Raw genomic sequence first — 16,589 nt, forward strand, 5'->3', positions numbered from 1 at the left:
TTATTATGAAAGCAATTAAAGAATTTAAATACTATGTTGATGGAAATCAAACTAGCACTATCAAAGAGGGCGATGTTATCCCTGATGTTGCTGTTGATTATGCTTTAAAGAGTGGTTTTTGCGAGAAATCAAAGCCAGAGCACGATAATAAAGCCCTCGCTACACCACAAAATAAGGTGAAAAAGCCCATCAAAAAACAGGTAAAGGCTAAAAAATGATAAGTGTTGCTGAGTGTCGTTTGCAGTGCAATTTAGACCAAGACGAGCACGATTTTGATATTTGGTTTGAGCAAGTCATTCCGAGCGCTATTTTGGCGATTCAAAACCTCATAAATCGTAAAATATACGCCACTCAACAAGATTTAGACGATGATGAAAACGCGCCAGGAAACGCAATCGTATTCAATGAGTCACTACGGCTCGGCGCATTAATGTTAATAGGCCACTGGTTTATTAATCGAGAGTCTACAAGCGCACTTAGCTTGAATGAGACACCAATGGCGCTAGATTATTTGGTAAGGCCTTACCGACACATGGCAGGTGTCGCGTGATAATGGCGGGCAGGCTCCGTAAAAGAATTTGCTTTTACAACGTAGTTGAAACCAAAAACGAATACAACGAGACAGAAGAAAATCTAATTTATGCGTTTTCGTCTAGAGCAGAGCCTGTTCAATCGGAAGTCTCTCGAAACATTTCATCAGATGGCGATGATTTCTCAAAAACCTATCAATTCAGACTTCACTATAAGCGCTCAATAAAAAGCGGAATGGTAATTAAAGTTGATAACGAAGAGTATGAAATCACTAATGTTGAAAACATTCGTGGGCTCAACCAAGAAATAATAATTGATGCTGTCAACTATATACAAGACTGAGGGATTGCGCGAATTAGAAAAAGCGTTGACTGAACTTGGCAAAAAAGCCGGATTTGCGGCACTCACAGGCTCTTTACGTGATGCATCTAGACCTATCATCAAAGATGCGAGGAAAAGAGCGCCAAGAGATTCAGGTAAGCTCGCAAAAGGAATAAGAAACCAAGTTTTCAGAGGTAAAGGCAAATCAAACAGCGTTGCCACTCTGCATATAGGTTTTCACCGAAGAACCGCATGGTATGGGCAGATACTAGAGCGCGGGGCTAAACGGCACGAGATAAAAAATCGACCTAGCAGCAAAAAGAAAGGGCTATCGTTAGGGGCAGATTTGGTGCGAGGTAGAGTTAATCACCCAGGAACTAAAGCATACCCAATGTTAAAAGGCTCGTTTGATGCAAAACACAAAGAAGCATTGAAGATCTTGCAAACCAGACTCCGCCAAAGAGTCATCATAGAGACAATAAAAAAGTATGGAAAAGCAGCTTAGTAAAATACTTACCTCTCATAATGGCTTGGTCGCGGCGGTTGGCCCTAACATATCGCCAATAAAAAGAGACAACTACCCGTGTGTGACCTATGAAAAAACCAGTGGATCGCAAGAAATTGACATGTCGGGCGCACCGAGAGGCCCAAAGCAGACGACTTATAACATCACGGTAAGAACAAAAAGCTATAAATCATCAAAAGATATTGCTGAACTAGTGGTTGAAGCAATAACACCGCCTTTTAACTACATTACTGACAAAAAAATATATTTAGCTGTTCTTGAAAACGAAACAGAAGAGCAACTATTCGAGCCAGATATTACAGAAGTTATTCTCGAATATACATTCTACCACGACTAACAAAACATCTTGACTGACCCGCTTTCAAGCGGGTTTTTATTTATAGGGGAAAAGAAATGTCTACATCCATTATGGCAGGCTCAAAGCTTGAGTATTCGGTCGATGACGGCACAACGTATGTTGAAGTGCTGGGTATTCAAGAAATGCCAGAGTTTAAAGAAGAAAAAGGAGAGCGAGAGGTCACTACAGTACGTGATACCGTTCGCCAATACGACAACGAAATGGACTCGCCAACTGAGCAAACTCTATCTGCTTACTACATCAAGTCAGATTCAGACCAACTTGCTTTTAGAACACTAGCCAGAAACAACGGTTCTTGCAAAATTCGAGTGACCTATTCTGACGGTGATTCATTAGAGTTGGATGCTAAGTTAAAAAATTATGGCATCAATGCAGGGGATGCGCCTAGCTCAAAAATGTGGTCTTGCGTTATACGGCGGGCTAGCGACATTACTTTTACTGAGAGTGCAAGTTAATGGACTTGTTCAAGGCCCTGCAAAAGAAAAGGGATGAAATGAAGCCGGAAAGCATCCGGCTATCTTCTCTAGATCAAGATTTCCAAGTTATGCGGCCGCTACTTTCACACCGAGCGATGCTAATTGCTAATGATAAAGCCAAAGACAAAAAGCTTTATGCATTTTTAGTAGTGGCTATATGTTGGTGGAAAGATGGTCAACGGGTAATTGATGAACTTGGCGCTGATGAATGTATAGCGCTGCTTGATGTTCTTGATGAAGATGATTTTCTAGCTCTATACGAAAAGTGCAGTGAACTAGTAAAAGCAACACCAAAAGATGTAGAGGACGCTCAAAAAAACTAACTAGCGCTGACGGGCTAATGTTTATGTTCCAGTTAGCGCAAGACTTAGGCAAAACAGTTGAAGAACTCTCACAAATGACGAGTGAAGAGTTTACATATTGGATGGCGTTCTATGACTACAAAAATCGTCAAGCTGAAAAGCAAATCAACGAAGCTAAGGCAAGAAGAAAATAATGGCTAAATCCGTACTTGCTGATCTAGTAACACGCATGACTGTTGAGTCGTCACAGTTTAAACGCGAACTAGAGAAAACAACTGCAAAAACCCATGCTTGGTCAAAAGCTCAGAAACAAGCGGCGAATGATGCAGTATTTTCAAATCAGAGGCTAAGCAAATCGTTTGCATCGTCTAATAAGTCAAGCGGGGCATTTAGGCAAGGCATTCAACAAGCCGGTTTCCAAATACAGGATTTCGCGGTTCAGGTTGGCGGCGGCACAAACGCGTTACAAGCATTCGGTCAACAAGGTTCGCAGTTAGCCGGTATTTTTGGGCCAACTGGTGCAATTGTTGGTGCAGTTATCGCCATTGGTTCTGTTATTGGCGTAAGTCTAGCCCCTGCAATATTTGACGCGAAAGACGCTACAGAAGAATTGTCCGAGTCTATGGATAAGTTAAGCGAAATAGCGGTCAAGGGGCAAGACGGGCTATATGATTTCACCGATGGTTTACGAGAACTTGCTAAAGTCGGCAATACGGTTGTTGCAGCAGAACTTGAAGCGGCTTTAATCAGGGCAGAAATTGCTTCATCAGCAGCTGCTAAAGGGATAACCACTGCGCTTAATGAGATAGATGCAGATTTCGGATTCTCAGGAATACAAGATTATGTCGATGCTATTAACAATGCTGATAAATCTAGCGCCGTTTATGTTCAGAGTCAAAAAGGCTTTATCGAAGTATCTCAGGAACTAGGAGAGCAGTTAGGTAAAACAGGCGAAGAGGCTAGGGCTTTAGGCGCTAGCTTAATTCAAAGCATTGCTGACCTTGAAACAACGCCAACTGCTGAAAATTTTGACGCATTACAAACCAAACTGTCTGAGTTAGCCACCGCCGGCAGCAATGTCTCTGATGAAGTTAAATTAATAGTATCAGACTTAAAATTATTCTTTGCTGATGCAAAAGTCGCAGCCGAAACAACTGAATTCTTAACGCAAAAACTTGAAGAACTGAGGAATAAAGGCTCATTAGCAGAAGCTATTGGTGGCAATGATTCCGCTCTTTCATTAGTTCAAGGTTTAAATCAAGAAATAGCAATAGCGAGCTTGAATTTAAGCGGTAGTGTAGATGAGGCAAACAAACTAGCGTTTGCATTTTCTAATGGGGCAACATCATTTGAAGACCTACCCAAAGAGGCGCAGTATTTATATACCCAACTACAACTAATTAATCAAGCGCAAGCTGAGTCAGTACGTTTATCCCAAGAACAAGCGAGCAACGTTAGAAATCTGTCTGAACTCAATCGAGTTTTAGGTGGCGATGTTTCTTTAGAAGAGCAAAATCAAGCAAGAATAGCCAAAATACAAGAATTAAATCTGAGCGAGCAAGATATAGCCGCCGCTGGTTACGACTCATTGCTTGAACTTCAGCAAGACTATATAAGCCGCTCTAATGCGTTATACAACCAACAGATAGCCGATAGAGAAGAAAAGTCATTTGCTTTGTTTGAAGCTGAATTACAGCGAGCAGAGCAGGAAAAAGCATTAAAGCAACAAGAAGTAAAAACGAATCAACAAATCGCCAGAGATGATTTCTTTTCTAACTTACAGATAGCAGGGCAAAAGAATTCTAAGCTTGCAGCGATCGCGAAAGCTGGCGCTATAGCTAACGCAACAATAAAGACGTATGAAGCCGTGAACACAGCTTTAGCCGCGCCATATCCTCCACCCATCCCGCAAGCATTCGCGGCAGCGGCACTAGCGGCTGGTTTAGCAAACGTTGCAGCCATCAGGTCAACGCCAGTGGCAGGGGCTAGAGAGTTAGGCGGGCCAGTTTACAGTGGACAAACCTATTTAGTTGGTGAAAGAGGGCCGGAATTATTCACGCCCAATGGAACCGGGCAAATCACTAGTAATAAAGACTTAATTGGCTCAATGAACAATCAACCAAACGCATCAAACATGACAATTAACCTGTCTGTTATGTCTCGCCGACCTGATGACATTATGGACGAGATAAACAGCGTTAAAAAGCCGCTCACTCGATTACTAGCCAGCGTTCAAGGGCGCCCATTATGAGTTATATCCCGCCTGATAATGCAAAAATAAGCATTGAGCAAATGGTTGATACCCGCACGAGTAAAACGAGGTATTTCAGAAATCGAGCAAGGGGCAATAAATCCCCTTTTTTTATGCTTGCAATAACATCTCCGCCGATGCCATACGCTGAATTTATGGCCTATAGCGCAATGGTGAATTCACTCGAAGGTTCACTTGAGGTCTTTGATTTACCGAACCCATTACCTGCGCTTGCGTCATTCAGCGGCCATAGACCTGATACCACATTTAATCGCGGTTTAAAGGTTATCGATATTGATACAGATGCGGATTATAAGCCTGGCGATTTTATTCAATTCGATAACCACAAAAAAGTCTATCAAATCGCGTCTAAATCCAACATTTCAGGCGCTATTCGCTTAACCCTTACTTGCCCCTTAGTTGAGACCATATCAACAGCCACCACCGTTTTATACGGTGATGACGTGGTGTTTCAGGTGTGTTTAAACAACCAGTTTAGCGCAGAGGTTGACGCGGGAAAGAGCAAGTTTGGCGTGATCGATGTGGAGCTAATAGAACAAGCATGATCAGTCATACTGCAGGTCAATTGGCGAAGTTGAAAGATAAGCCAAGGGTTTTTTACACTCTCGAGTTCCAAGTTGGCACAACAACCTATCGCTTTAACAATACTGATGTTGTTAAGGTTTACTTATCGCAAAACTATCTGCCGGGCTTTATTGATGAAATGCCAGAGATAGAAATTACGGCACAACCCAAGACCAACGATATAAGCATTGACTTTAGCGACCCTGAGGGTGTGCTAATTAACGCTTTTCTTGGCGCAAGCTGGATGAATAAGCCATGCAAGATCCGCAAGCACATACACGACAGTGACGATAATCAAATACTCGTTAAATCTGCGTTTGAGGGGCTTTTATCCGAAGTCAAAATTAACACCGAAAAGTCAGAGTTAGAAGTCACCGCTTCAAGTATATGGGCAGACTTCGAAAAGACCGCCGGCATTAAAACCAACTCCAAATCACAGCAACGATACTACCCGACAGACACAGCATTTGACCATGCAGCCAAAGCCAAAGAAAAAGTTTATTGGGGCAAAGATGCGCCGAGCGGCACTGGCTCAGGTCGAATAGGTGGCGGGCGAATAGTGATACCTAATCCAAGGGTTAACCTCGTATGAGTTTATTTAAGAAACTATTTTCGCCCATCACTGCAGTTCTTGATTGGCTCATGCCTGACCCGCCAGAGCTTGAGCAGAATCTGGGCGTTGAGTTAACCAAAGCGGCAACCGATGCCTATATCGGCAAAGTGTACGGTAAAGTCGAGCGCACAACTGGCACGATAATATTTAAAGAAACGTCCGAAGGTAATGATGCGTCTACGCCCAATGAATTACTGCATATTATTATTGTGTGGGCAGAATCTGTAGAGTCAATTGACGCGGTGTATGCCGATGGCGTTGATATGTCGTCTAACTCTAACTTGTTTGTGTCAAACGGTAGACGCTATGCTTACGCAACTAATTTTCCTAACGGCATGGTGGGATACTCCGACCCCTACTTAACAAAAGCAGGTTGGAGAACGACTGATAATGTCGAGGGTAAAGCGTGTACGTATATCAGACTACAAAACGCAGAGGGTGAAAATCTTTTGCGTTCAGAGCCACAGTTTACAGCTGATTTGACAGGCACAACGCACAGTAACCCAGCGCTAGCACTCAGAAATTACCTGACATCGGACAAATTTGGCAAAAATCTCCCTGATAGCTTTCTGAATCTAGGCAAGTTTAGTACAGCGGCGGGTATATGTGACGATGATGTAGAAGAGATAAAAGACAGCGGTCAAATGCGCAAGCTGTTCACTATCGATGCTAAGATAGATACAAGCGCCACAGTATTTGAAAACTGCGTGAGAATGCTTAAATCAATGCGCGCTATGATGCCTGTGTTAGATGGTAAGCTAACGCCTATCATTGAAAAAGACGACCCGCCTGTATCGCTTACTATTAGCGATGAAGATCCAGGGGTAGAGTTCGGGGATATAACCAACTCGAACAAGTCCAATCGCTACAACCGCGTTATCGTTACCTACATTGATAATGACGCGAATGCGACAAAGCAAGAGGCCATTTACCCGCCTAAAGACTCCACGATTGAAACAAATTGGTTAGCTGAAGATAACGGCGTATTACTTGAGACCTCTGTTAATTTAGATACATGCCGAAATTACTATGAAGCGCTCGCATTTGCTAAAGCCTTTGCTGAGATTAGCCGAGAGCAATTATCCACAGAAATCACCTTGCCGCTATGGGGTACGCTGTTTGAAGTAGGCGATATTGTTAATGTGTCGAACTCAAAAGCAGGATGGTCAAACAAACCTTTTAGAATTGTAGATACGACCGAAACTGACGACCAAATAAAGCTAAAAGTTCGAGAGCACCAGCCGTACATTTACGACTTTGAAAACACAGGGTTAAAGCCTACATTCCCTGATACATCAAACCCTATAGGACGACCTAATCCGCCTGACAATATCACCAAGCAAGATGTTTACAACGACTTAAGACAAATAGACATTACATGGACAGGTGATACAACGCGTTATGAGGTGGTGGTTGAGAATATCGGCGGTGATATTGTTCACACTGAAACGGTCTTACGTAAAAAGGTAGAGCTAAGGAACTTAGAGCAAGACAGCTACACGTTGACATTACGTGCTATTAATAGTTTAGGTGTTAAGTCTGACCCTGTTGAATATAATTTCGTTGTTGACCAAGAGCAGAATAGTTATACATGGATTGCTTACGCTGAGAGTGACAGCGGCTTAAATATCAGCACAACGGACAGTGCTAGTAAAACACACGTTGGTATCGCGCCCGGACAGCCTACACCTACAGTTGATTTAACTAAGTTAGACAAGTTCGGTTTTTTCCCTAAACCTACTGGCGGCACAGCGGGCAGTGATGGCAAGTCAGTTGCACAAATTACCTTTTTCAGACGCGCATCAAGCAAGCCAGCTAAACCGGCTAACAATTCAGCGTCTTATAATTTCGGCACGAATACAGCAACGCCGCCGGCAGGATGGTCTACGACTATTCCAACTGGCACAGACCAATTGTACGCAACATCAACAACCTTTGTTGTAACTGGTTCGTCTGCGACTGATAACACTTCTGTGTTTAGTGATGTAGTAGAAGTTGCTCAAAACGGTGAAGATGCAGAGCCGACTAAATCTTATTACACCGCACGCATTCTAAGGCGCTCAGCAACTCCATTATCAACACCCATCGGTGGCAGTTACAACTTTAACACTAACACGCTAACCGCTCCGACTGGCTGGCAGGAAAATACCCCTGGCGGCACTGACCCTGTTTATGAATCATTTGGTGTGTTTAGTATATTTGGGTTCGATGGCACAGATAATACAGTCTCATGGTCAGCGCCTGAAATACTTGTTAAAAATGGAGAGGATGGCGTATCAATTGCAAGCACCACAGAGTTTTACAAGCTAACAAATAGCGAGACAAAGCCAACGATCGCAAGCGGTGGCTGGACAACGACACCACCGACACCCACGGCCAGCAATCGCTTTTTGTGGAACTATAACCGAATTAATTATTCGAACGGATCAACGTCAAACACTAACGTTATTCGAGTCACGCAATATGTTTCAGATGGTCGTGGCATTTCTAGCATTGTTGAAGCGTATCAGCGACATAATAGCGGCACGAACGAACCAACAGGTACTTGGCAGAGCACCATAGCGGCGGCAGGCGCACTGACCGACGCACTACCATTTTTATGGAATCGCACCACCATAAATTACACAACTGGCTCGCCTACGGTTGTCTATAGTTTGCTTACTCAAAAGGGGCAAGACGGTGCGCCCGGCAAGGATGGCGCAAGTTCAACTACTTTCAAAAATTCAGCTAACACGCGGATTGTCGGCAATCGCATTGAAAAAACGCTAAACAGTAATGGCTGGAATGCTGGGGCTTATTCTCTAGAGCAATACGATGCTTGTACTGCCAGCTTTTCTCCGACGACAGGTTTGAATGCAATGGTTGGTATATCAAATGATGACGGTTCTGATGCCGATTATCATGACATTAACTATGCTATACGCTTTGATACAGACGGAGATGTTGAGGTTTGGGAAAGCAGTTCATTACGAGGAACAAAAGCAACGTATGTACAAGGAGATGTTTTTAGCATTGTCTGCGATGCAGCAGAAGTCAGATATTACAAAAATGGTACGCGAATTTACACATCAAGCGTTGCACCGAGCGGTGCATATCGTTTTGATTGCTCTATTAACGCGGCGTTAGGCGTCTTAGAAAATGTTACGTTTCACAGCAGCGGACGCAAAGGACAGCAAGGCGACCCTGGGCTACAAGGCCCGAAAGGCGAACGCGGCATAACAGCCGACGCAATTGTGGGCAGACGCGGCCAGCAGTGGGGGTTTGAAAATAATACACTTCAAGGTTGGAGCGTTGCAAATGCAAACCACAGCATCTCGCGCGGTATTGTGACCCTCACTAGCACAACGGCAGATCCATATTTGGTGGGCCCAGACTTTCCACGCCCTATCGCTGGCGACCAGAACTATGCAATTCGTGTTCGAGTCAGAACGACAAGCGCAGACCATAGCACTACCGCGCAGCTGTATTATGAAACTAGCGGCCACAACTTAAACGGCTCATTTAGAAAAGATATACAAGTAGACTACAAAAAAGACGAATGGCAATACCTTGTCTTTGATATGCGTGATTTAACCGCAGGCGGCACAGATTGGATTGATAATGACATTATTAGCATTCGCGTTGACGTAGCCAATGTGTCGGGCCGCACTTACGAGATAGACGGCGTTGTAGTTGGTTATTTTGCAACGCCTTACGAGGCAAATGACGGTATCGGCTCATTGCCCGCTTCAATCGTTCCCGCAACGGCTGGCGGCAAGTCTGATATTATTATTAAGCTTAATCGCGACGAAGGCGGCAATTACAATCGCGGAGAATTACAAGTAGTCGGCACCAAGTTAATCACTCCCGCTGGGGCGACTAGAGACTTAATTACAGAGACAGTATTCACAGACTTTGGTGAGGGTCGCTCTGGATTCTTTTATTTAGTTCATTCACTTGATGATTTTGGCACTAGATGCCCCAATCTTTCACTCGTACCGACCAATTCTAGCAATCATTTCATACCTGTTATTTATAAAGAAAATAAATGGGTAGCAGTTGATAACCCGGGTAACGAGGAAGATTTAACACTTCGCAGTTCAGATGTGTTTGTCGCCGCCATTGTTGCTGAAAGCGACTCAGATGATATAGACGGCTACCAACTTTTAGTTAGCGGATTGGATGGTAAAGACGGCGAGGACGGAGCGCCCGGCCAACCCGGAGCAGATGCGCCGGGGAGTACAGTCATAGAAGATACGGGAGGCGAATCTTTAACTGTTGGCACAAAAACTATATATCAAATACCGTTGGATGCCGGAACATGGAATATAACGGCGGCATTCAGTGGGGGCGCAACAGCTACGCAATTTGTCGGGGGTGAGCCTGAATTTAGACCAACACGAGTAGTTGCATGGCTTGAAAAAAATGGTACGCAAATCAGCGGTACTCAAGAGCAAGACCCTGCTAGCGGTTTTGAATTAGGCCAAAGCTTCAGCTTCAACATCTCTGTAAACAATCAAAGCGCAGGCACTTATCGCTTGCGTGTCACTCTTGCTGTCAGTGGCAGTTATACAAATGCGAACGGCAGCATAAATGGTTACTTGAGAGGGGCAAAAGTCTCATGATGTACACAATAACAAACCCACATAATCGCATAATGCGAACAGTCTCATGGCGCGAAATTGATTTAGAAAATATACCCGATGATTTTCCTTTACTGGAAGGTGAAGTGTTGCATGTCGGTTATTATCCGCGTAGTCAATATAGTTACAACGGCACTGATTTTGTACCGCTTTCGCCCCAAGAAAATAAGCCGTTAATTGAACATACTGAAAAGCAGATTTTAATAAAAGTCTTGCGGGATTTGCGAGCAAGTGGTTACGCCTTACCACTTCACATTGATGAAGTGCAAACAAAAGCGCAAGCGAAGGAGCTAATCGATCAAGCGGCATCAAGAGCATGTGAAAGGTTCGTTAGCAAAGGTAAATTCACAATTGTCGAGTATCAACTGACACAGCAACAAGTGAAAGCATGGCGAGATGCTGATAGCCCAACTGATGCAGTTCCAGAGATGCTTCAATCATGGTTCGATAACTCTACTTTCACAACTGTTGAAGATGCGGCTCAGAACATCGAGCAAACGGCACAGCAATTTGAAACCGTGATACAAGCAACGCGCAGGCTGAGACTAGCGGGTAAAAAGGCCGTTGAGACCGCAACGCTTGATGATTTTATAGCTGTTGCGGAAAGTTACATAAATCAATTTGACGCAATATCATGATATGGCGCTTAGTGTTACACCGATTAATCTTAAGCCCGATAGCTAAGATTGTGCTTATCCCTGCAACATTTCACGCGACCGCTCGAAACCTTAACCAATTACCTTGGGGGCTAAATGCTATTTGGGGATGTGAAGAGGACGGTTGGAATGGCACAGGGTGCGACCCGAATCACCCTCGCGTGCTATGGTCAAATGTCGACGGTAAAACTAAACAAGGATGGTGGCCGGACTATCTGCGCATACTTTGGCACGAACAGCCATTCATTAAGCGCTGGTGGCTAGGCTACAAGTGGTGTGCGATACGCAATGTCTGCTGGAATTTACGACTTCAACCATGGTTTGCTGAGTCCATACACTACAACGACATAAAGATATTGAAGCTTAAAGCCAATCGCCCGATAGACTGCCTGTGGCGCAATAAAAAGGGCAAGGAAAGATACATCAAGCAAAAGCGATTTAAGCTTTTTGGATTTGAAAGATATTTAGAATATGGTTTTGAGTTTAAGCCTGAATTGTTCAACCCAACCAATGAAAATTTTACACGTGTAAGAGAGCAAGGATATATAGGAATATGGAGATATAGAGCAGTCAGTGTGCCGAGCATACGATTCCGGAGATTGAAGAAATGAGCTTCGTTAAGTCTAAAGTTTTACTCCTGTTTATTGCGTTAACCTGGGGCAGTTTGATTATGTTTATGATACCACTTGAGATAATATCGTTCGCTTTTGACAAGGTGCAGAAGCGCGGCAAAAAGCAAGGCTGGTTGTACTCGATATTAATCGGCCAAGATTGTTTAGTGAATGCTATATTCGGCGGCCATTTTAAAACAACAATTAGTAGCGAACTCGGCTATCAATCATCAAAAAGCGACACTGCCAGGTATATGGCAAAAGTGGTTGATTGGCTTTTTTATGTGACAGTCGGCGAAGTGGATCATTGCAAAAATGCGATGGAAAAAGAAGATTTATATTATGTCTCGGGCTTGCGTATGAGCATCGGCTTTATTTGTTACGTGTGCGGAGTTTATCTAATAATCGTATGAGCAAAAAATGACATTACATCAAGTGATATATGAAACGCCGATTGGAAAAAATTTGCACGCTGTAATCGATGAAAAATCAGACGGTAAGTACATATTTCGAGTGCTAAGACACAACAATAAAAAAGATGATGTTTTAGCCGTGGCAAATGTATCAGAGCATGAGCAGTTTTCAGAATTTGAGTGCTACACAGAAGCCGTAAAACTAGACGAGGGATTAACGCTAGAAAGCTTTAGGCCTTGTTATGAATTTTTAGAATTTCACGTTACGTGGTTTAAAAGGGCCATTGATAAAAGCGCAAAGCTTATTCCGTACGTGATTAACGCGGAGTATGTAGATAGAGTTTATGGAAGCAGAAAGAATTTAATGAAGTCAATGAGGTTAAAATAATGAGCGTAGCAAAATTAGCAAGAGCAGGTCGAATTGATAGCGAAGTCAGCCGATTAATTAACCAAGCATCATCAATCAACAGTCAATTAAATTCGGTAGTCAATGAAGTATTAGCTTTTGCTGCATTTATGAATACCAATACTAATGACGAATTCACGCAAGACGACAGAGACAAGTACAGTGATGAATTTAATGCAAGTTTAGCGGCGCTTAATGCGACAATGCAAAAGCTGATGCCATTAGCTGCAATTGAATCAGGTGATTTAACGGTAGCTGATTTTCTCGCATCGTACACTGGCGATGTAGTTGAATATTCTAAGCGATTCGACAGAGCGTAAAGCATGGCGATAACTGCAACGGATTGGTCAAAACGTGTTGAGATAACGCCGCAAGCGCCAGCCGGTACAATCAACGGCTTCACGGCTGTCATTACAGAAGATAATCTGCCTAGTGAAATTTGGGCGAACTCTGAGAATGGCGGCGGTGATTTGCGTGTTTGTTTAAATGACGATGGTTCAAACCAAATTCCGCTTGATATAGCTAAGTTTGATAACGTTGCACAAGAAGCGCAGCTATGGATTAGAATTCCTGCGCTTAGTGCATCGACTAAAGTTTGGCTGTTCTACGGCAAATCAGGCGAGACAAAAGAGCTAGATGCTTCAGCTTACGGACGCAACAGTGTATGGCAAGAATATCTTGCCGCTTATCACTTAAACGAGATGTCACAGCCGCTAATCGACTCAAGTGCTGGCGCGAATTTATCTATCAACAGTAATGTTAGCATTAATCAGCCCGGCAAATTAGGCATGGGTGTGTCCACTAGTGACGACAACACAGGTGGGTTAAGTGGTCAAACTGGAAACACTTCATCATTTTCGGAGATCACTCTGCAAGCCTGGGTAAAAATAAATGGCGTTATGGGCGGTGGCCCTAACTCAATTATCAATTTCGGTGGAAATAACGGCGCACAGCTTTATTATCGCTCAAGCCCCGATACATTCTCACTGCAAACAGGCAATAGCGTCGAGATAAGAAGTAACAGTACGCTTGCGGATAGCTCAAATACTTGGGTTATGCTACACGCAACATTATCAGCAACGAATCGTAGAATATACTTTGACGGTTCGCTTGATGTGAGCACTGGTGGTGCTAGTGCTTCATCTGCTACTGATGGCGAGCTATATGTTGGCGGTGCAAATGGTTCGACATTTGTTCGCGCTGTTGCCGCGTTTAGAAATTCAAGTATTGATGAAGTCAGAGTAAGATTAAGCGCATTAAGTGCTGAACATATTGCAGCCGAATATGCCAATCAAAATAATCCAGCAACGTATTGGACGGTAGGAACGCCAGAAAGCATAGGTGGCACGATCACAGAGTACACGCTAGCAATTGACTCAGGCGCTTATATAAAATCAGGCCAGACATTAAGTTTACTAGCTAATCGCACAATACAAGCGGAAAGCGTTGGTTACAATAAAACTGGAAATAACATTGACTTATTACACAATAAGGTATTAAGCGCTGATAGCGGCGCATATAGCAAGCAACCAACTGATTTAAGTCTACTGTATAACCGCGCTTTAAGCTTACAGTCTGGTAGTTATCAGAAAGTTGGCTCTGCAATGAACTTTACATACAGTGGTGCGCCGAGTGGCTCAACCGTTGTTGCTGATTATCACATTGACTATGATAGTGTCGAAAGCGCCCAGATAACGCCCATTGTTAGCCCGATAAGCGGCAGCAATAAACTTGCATTACTATTTTTAAGTTGGGAAACCGCGCAAGCGCCATTAACCGCGAGTGCAACGTGGGGCGGTAAAAGCTTTTCAAGTGTTGCAGTAAACAGATCGGGCGGCGCTGGAGCAGAAAACGCATCACAAATTTTAATTATTAAGCATGCTGATTACCCATCTGCAGGCGGACCTATCAACATTAGCATAGATAGTTCAATCGGCGGCAATAACTTATCTGTCAGCTTGATGCAGTTAAGTGATGTAGACCAAACAACGCCTATTGCATCAATATTAAGTGATACAGAAAGCACAGGAAGCATACTCAGTGTCGATATGCCGCACAATTCAGGCCAGCGCACAATCGCTTGCTATCATGAAGGTAACGGACACTCAATGTCAGACAATGGTGATGTGCAATATCACTACGCATCGAGAGATAACTTTAACATTGGGCTTTTTGGTTTTGAATTTACAGACTCAGGCACCCAAACTCACACAGTAACAAATAACACCGCGAGCTTTAATCGAGGTTTGCTGTCTGTTGTGCTTATTAATCCAGCGGTACAAGTTGCAAGCTACACTCTCGAATTAAATTCAGGCGTATACTTACAGCAAGGCGAAGCGCTAGACTTGCTGCATAACAAACGCATACAAGCACAGCAAGGTTATTACTTATTATCCGGTGATAACATCTCACTATTGCATAATAAGCGGGTATCGTTGCAGTCAGGCGCGTATAGCATTACAGGCTCTCCGGTAAGTTTTGATTATCAAGTTAGCGCAAGTTATCGCATATCACTTGACTCAGGGCTGATTGAATTGGCAGGTCAAAACGTTGACTTAAGGCATAATAAGCGTATAGACATTCAGACCAGCAATTACACGTCAAGCGGCTTAGATATTGCCTTATTTTACAATCGAGCAATCGCTATCGCGCAAGGTAGCTATGCGGTAATCGGTCAAGACATAGACACGCTTTACAACCGCACGTTCACGTTAGAGTCAGGTCGTTATGACTACACCGGAACGAGTGTAAATTTAGACTACTCTGGCTTTGTTGAGATACGTATAAACGGCTACAGAATGCAGTACAAACCAACAGAAATTAATATCAATTATCACAAAAGCTTTGCTTCGGCACAGTACAAACATCACTAGGGGTTTAAAATGGCTACATACAATAAATTCAACGTAACAATGCTAGATATGGCGACTAAAAAGCATGACTTTGAGAACGACACTTACAAATTCATGCTAACTAACTCAGCACCAGCCGCGACAGATGCTGTAAAGTCAGATATTACTGAAATTTCAGCGGGTAATGGTTATACAGCGGGCGGCTCAGTTATCGGCACATCAGCAACACAAGTAAGCGGCACTTTATCAGTTAGCCCATCAGGGGATGTTACTATAACCGCTTCTGGTGGCGCCATTGGCCCTTTCCGTCATGTCGTGCTTTATAACGATACAACAGCAGGCAAACCGCTTGTAAGTCATTATGACTACGGTTCAAGTATCACGTTGAACAACGGCGAGAATTTTGTTATCGATGTAGGGTCAACGCTATTCACAGCGAGCTAAGCTATGAGTTATTTGCAGAACTACATAGTAAAAGGGCATGACAATCCTGTTGTGCTTCTTTTTGACTTTGACGGAGACTTTGCTACCTCTGGTCTTAATAATTTTAATCGAATAGTCGTTGAGATAGGCAACGAGTCATACGACACGGACGGAGATTATGTCGATATTCACTCAGATACTGAACTTCGTATCAGAATAGGCACTCAGACAAGCTTACCAGAGGGCGAGCATAAGCTAACGATAATTGGATACAGCACAACGTACACAAACGGCTATGAATTAACATCTGATGATGTTATGCGAATAGCGCCTGTTAAAGTTGTGTAATATACAGAAGCGATAATACTGTAAATCAAAAGCTTAAAACGCAATTGTTATTACACAATTGTAAGTTATTTTACTGTTTTATAAGTGTTATCGCACTGACTTGAAATCAGGCGCACTATGCAGCGCATTTTGCAATAACATTATACAGTTGTGTATATTTACAGTGTTTTCAGATTTTACTATATTTTTCAATGTTTTCTATTTAACTAAATTAAGCAATTTTACAGCATAAAAATTCATGCAAAATTAGATTTAAGCCTTTGAATTAAATGTATAATTTTACTTTCCGCCTTTT

Annotated in this window: 20 protein-coding genes; all 20 read left to right on the forward strand. The window is 43.1% G+C overall.

All coding sequences use genetic code 11. From position 1 onward, the window contains the following. The first annotated feature begins 5 nt into the window (after positions 1-5). Genes D6V41_RS17620 through D6V41_RS17710 form a run of 20 tightly spaced genes read left to right on the forward strand, consistent with a single transcriptional unit; the run spans position 6 to position 16,294 of the window. A complete protein-coding gene (locus D6V41_RS17620) occupies positions 6-218 on the forward strand; it encodes a hypothetical protein (protein WP_136252872.1) in 213 nt (70 codons plus the stop codon). Beyond that, positions 215-550, forward strand: a complete 336-nt coding sequence (locus tag D6V41_RS17625) for a head-tail connector protein (protein WP_136252873.1) — start codon at positions 215-217, stop codon at positions 548-550. The genes D6V41_RS17620 and D6V41_RS17625 overlap by 4 nt, the downstream gene beginning before the upstream one ends. 2 nt (positions 551-552) lie before the next feature. Next, positions 553-873 (forward strand): phage head completion protein, encoded by a 321-nt coding sequence (locus tag D6V41_RS17630; protein WP_136252874.1) that lies wholly within the window; start codon positions 553-555, stop codon positions 871-873. Positions 874-877: 4 nt separating this feature from the next. Beyond that, positions 878-1,357: a hypothetical protein gene (locus tag D6V41_RS17635; RefSeq protein WP_168711079.1), complete on the forward strand. Its 480-nt coding sequence runs from the start codon at positions 878-880 to the stop codon at positions 1,355-1,357. Further along, entirely contained in the window at positions 1,341-1,715 is a 375-nt protein-coding gene (locus D6V41_RS17640; RefSeq protein ID WP_136252876.1) for a hypothetical protein, read from the forward strand. Before D6V41_RS17635 ends, D6V41_RS17640 begins: the two co-directional genes overlap by 17 nt. Positions 1,716-1,771: 56 nt before the next feature. After that, positions 1,772-2,191 (forward strand): hypothetical protein, encoded by a 420-nt coding sequence (locus D6V41_RS17645; RefSeq protein WP_136252877.1) that lies wholly within the window; start codon positions 1,772-1,774, stop codon positions 2,189-2,191. Then, the gene (locus D6V41_RS17650; protein ID WP_136252878.1) at positions 2,191-2,535 is read left to right on the forward strand and encodes a hypothetical protein; all 345 of its coding nucleotides are present in this window, start codon (positions 2,191-2,193) and stop codon (positions 2,533-2,535) included. The genes D6V41_RS17645 and D6V41_RS17650 overlap by 1 nt, the downstream gene beginning before the upstream one ends. A gap of 23 nt (positions 2,536-2,558) precedes the next feature. Further along, complete coding sequence (locus D6V41_RS18225; RefSeq protein ID WP_168711080.1) at positions 2,559-2,708, forward strand: hypothetical protein; 150 nt, start codon at positions 2,559-2,561, stop codon at positions 2,706-2,708. After that, on the forward strand, positions 2,708-4,765 hold the full coding sequence (locus D6V41_RS17655; protein WP_136252879.1) for a phage tail length tape measure family protein: 2,058 nt from the start codon (positions 2,708-2,710) through the stop codon (positions 4,763-4,765). Before D6V41_RS18225 ends, D6V41_RS17655 begins: the two co-directional genes overlap by 1 nt. After that, the gene (locus D6V41_RS17660) at positions 4,762-5,331 is read left to right on the forward strand and encodes a hypothetical protein (protein ID WP_136252880.1); all 570 of its coding nucleotides are present in this window, start codon (positions 4,762-4,764) and stop codon (positions 5,329-5,331) included. The genes D6V41_RS17655 and D6V41_RS17660 overlap by 4 nt, the downstream gene beginning before the upstream one ends. Then, the gene (locus D6V41_RS17665; RefSeq protein ID WP_136252881.1) at positions 5,328-5,942 is read left to right on the forward strand and encodes a hypothetical protein; all 615 of its coding nucleotides are present in this window, start codon (positions 5,328-5,330) and stop codon (positions 5,940-5,942) included. The genes D6V41_RS17660 and D6V41_RS17665 overlap by 4 nt, the downstream gene beginning before the upstream one ends. Then, positions 5,939-10,567: a phage tail protein gene (locus D6V41_RS17670; protein WP_136252882.1), complete on the forward strand. Its 4,629-nt coding sequence runs from the start codon at positions 5,939-5,941 to the stop codon at positions 10,565-10,567. The genes D6V41_RS17665 and D6V41_RS17670 overlap by 4 nt, the downstream gene beginning before the upstream one ends. Then, positions 10,564-11,223: a hypothetical protein gene (locus D6V41_RS17675; protein ID WP_136252883.1), complete on the forward strand. Its 660-nt coding sequence runs from the start codon at positions 10,564-10,566 to the stop codon at positions 11,221-11,223. Before D6V41_RS17670 ends, D6V41_RS17675 begins: the two co-directional genes overlap by 4 nt. Before the next feature lie 11 nt (positions 11,224-11,234). Continuing rightward, the gene (locus tag D6V41_RS17680) at positions 11,235-11,852 is read left to right on the forward strand and encodes a hypothetical protein (protein ID WP_136252884.1); all 618 of its coding nucleotides are present in this window, start codon (positions 11,235-11,237) and stop codon (positions 11,850-11,852) included. Further along, positions 11,849-12,265, forward strand: a complete 417-nt coding sequence (locus tag D6V41_RS17685) for a hypothetical protein (protein WP_136252885.1) — start codon at positions 11,849-11,851, stop codon at positions 12,263-12,265. Before D6V41_RS17680 ends, D6V41_RS17685 begins: the two co-directional genes overlap by 4 nt. Positions 12,266-12,272: 7 nt before the next feature. Beyond that, the gene (locus D6V41_RS17690) at positions 12,273-12,653 is read left to right on the forward strand and encodes a hypothetical protein (protein ID WP_136252886.1); all 381 of its coding nucleotides are present in this window, start codon (positions 12,273-12,275) and stop codon (positions 12,651-12,653) included. Beyond that, positions 12,653-12,991, forward strand: coding sequence for a hypothetical protein (locus D6V41_RS17695; protein WP_136252887.1), 339 nt, complete (start codon positions 12,653-12,655; stop codon positions 12,989-12,991). The genes D6V41_RS17690 and D6V41_RS17695 overlap by 1 nt, the downstream gene beginning before the upstream one ends. Before the next feature lie 3 nt (positions 12,992-12,994). After that, positions 12,995-15,544: a LamG domain-containing protein gene (locus D6V41_RS17700; protein ID WP_136252888.1), complete on the forward strand. Its 2,550-nt coding sequence runs from the start codon at positions 12,995-12,997 to the stop codon at positions 15,542-15,544. A gap of 9 nt (positions 15,545-15,553) precedes the next feature. Then, positions 15,554-15,967 carry a hypothetical protein gene (locus tag D6V41_RS17705; protein WP_136252889.1) on the forward strand — a complete coding sequence of 138 codons (414 nt, stop codon included), beginning with the start codon at positions 15,554-15,556 and terminating at the stop codon, positions 15,965-15,967. A 3-nt stretch (positions 15,968-15,970) separates the two neighbouring features. Continuing rightward, on the forward strand, positions 15,971-16,294 hold the full coding sequence (locus tag D6V41_RS17710; RefSeq protein ID WP_136252890.1) for a hypothetical protein: 324 nt from the start codon (positions 15,971-15,973) through the stop codon (positions 16,292-16,294). The last annotated feature ends 295 nt before the right edge of the window (positions 16,295-16,589 follow it).

The sequence above is a fragment of the Ningiella ruwaisensis genome (assembly GCF_004798935.1).
Taxonomy (GTDB): domain Bacteria; phylum Pseudomonadota; class Gammaproteobacteria; order Enterobacterales; family Alteromonadaceae; genus Glaciecola; species Glaciecola ruwaisensis.

Bases quoted from the DNA above. Each gene is read 5' to 3' on its own strand.
- D6V41_RS17620 (WP_136252872.1), top strand. From the start codon at position 6: ATGAAAGCAATTAAAGAATTTAAATACTATGTTGATGGAAATCAAACT.
- D6V41_RS17625 (WP_136252873.1), top strand. From the start codon at position 215: ATGATAAGTGTTGCTGAGTGTCGTTTGCAGTGCAATTTAGACCAAGAC.
- D6V41_RS17630 (WP_136252874.1), top strand. From the start codon at position 553: ATGGCGGGCAGGCTCCGTAAAAGAATTTGCTTTTACAACGTAGTTGAA.
- D6V41_RS17640 (WP_136252876.1), top strand. From the start codon at position 1,341: ATGGAAAAGCAGCTTAGTAAAATACTTACCTCTCATAATGGCTTGGTC.
- D6V41_RS17645 (WP_136252877.1), top strand. From the start codon at position 1,772: ATGTCTACATCCATTATGGCAGGCTCAAAGCTTGAGTATTCGGTCGAT.
- D6V41_RS17650 (WP_136252878.1), top strand. From the start codon at position 2,191: ATGGACTTGTTCAAGGCCCTGCAAAAGAAAAGGGATGAAATGAAGCCG.
- D6V41_RS18225 (WP_168711080.1), top strand. From the start codon at position 2,559: ATGTTCCAGTTAGCGCAAGACTTAGGCAAAACAGTTGAAGAACTCTCA.
- D6V41_RS17655 (WP_136252879.1), top strand. From the start codon at position 2,708: ATGGCTAAATCCGTACTTGCTGATCTAGTAACACGCATGACTGTTGAG.
- D6V41_RS17660 (WP_136252880.1), top strand. From the start codon at position 4,762: ATGAGTTATATCCCGCCTGATAATGCAAAAATAAGCATTGAGCAAATG.
- D6V41_RS17665 (WP_136252881.1), top strand. From the start codon at position 5,328: ATGATCAGTCATACTGCAGGTCAATTGGCGAAGTTGAAAGATAAGCCA.
- D6V41_RS17670 (WP_136252882.1), top strand. From the start codon at position 5,939: ATGAGTTTATTTAAGAAACTATTTTCGCCCATCACTGCAGTTCTTGAT.
- D6V41_RS17675 (WP_136252883.1), top strand. From the start codon at position 10,564: ATGATGTACACAATAACAAACCCACATAATCGCATAATGCGAACAGTC.
- D6V41_RS17685 (WP_136252885.1), top strand. From the start codon at position 11,849: ATGAGCTTCGTTAAGTCTAAAGTTTTACTCCTGTTTATTGCGTTAACC.
- D6V41_RS17690 (WP_136252886.1), top strand. From the start codon at position 12,273: ATGACATTACATCAAGTGATATATGAAACGCCGATTGGAAAAAATTTG.
- D6V41_RS17695 (WP_136252887.1), top strand. From the start codon at position 12,653: ATGAGCGTAGCAAAATTAGCAAGAGCAGGTCGAATTGATAGCGAAGTC.
- D6V41_RS17700 (WP_136252888.1), top strand. From the start codon at position 12,995: ATGGCGATAACTGCAACGGATTGGTCAAAACGTGTTGAGATAACGCCG.
- D6V41_RS17705 (WP_136252889.1), top strand. From the start codon at position 15,554: ATGGCTACATACAATAAATTCAACGTAACAATGCTAGATATGGCGACT.
- D6V41_RS17710 (WP_136252890.1), top strand. From the start codon at position 15,971: ATGAGTTATTTGCAGAACTACATAGTAAAAGGGCATGACAATCCTGTT.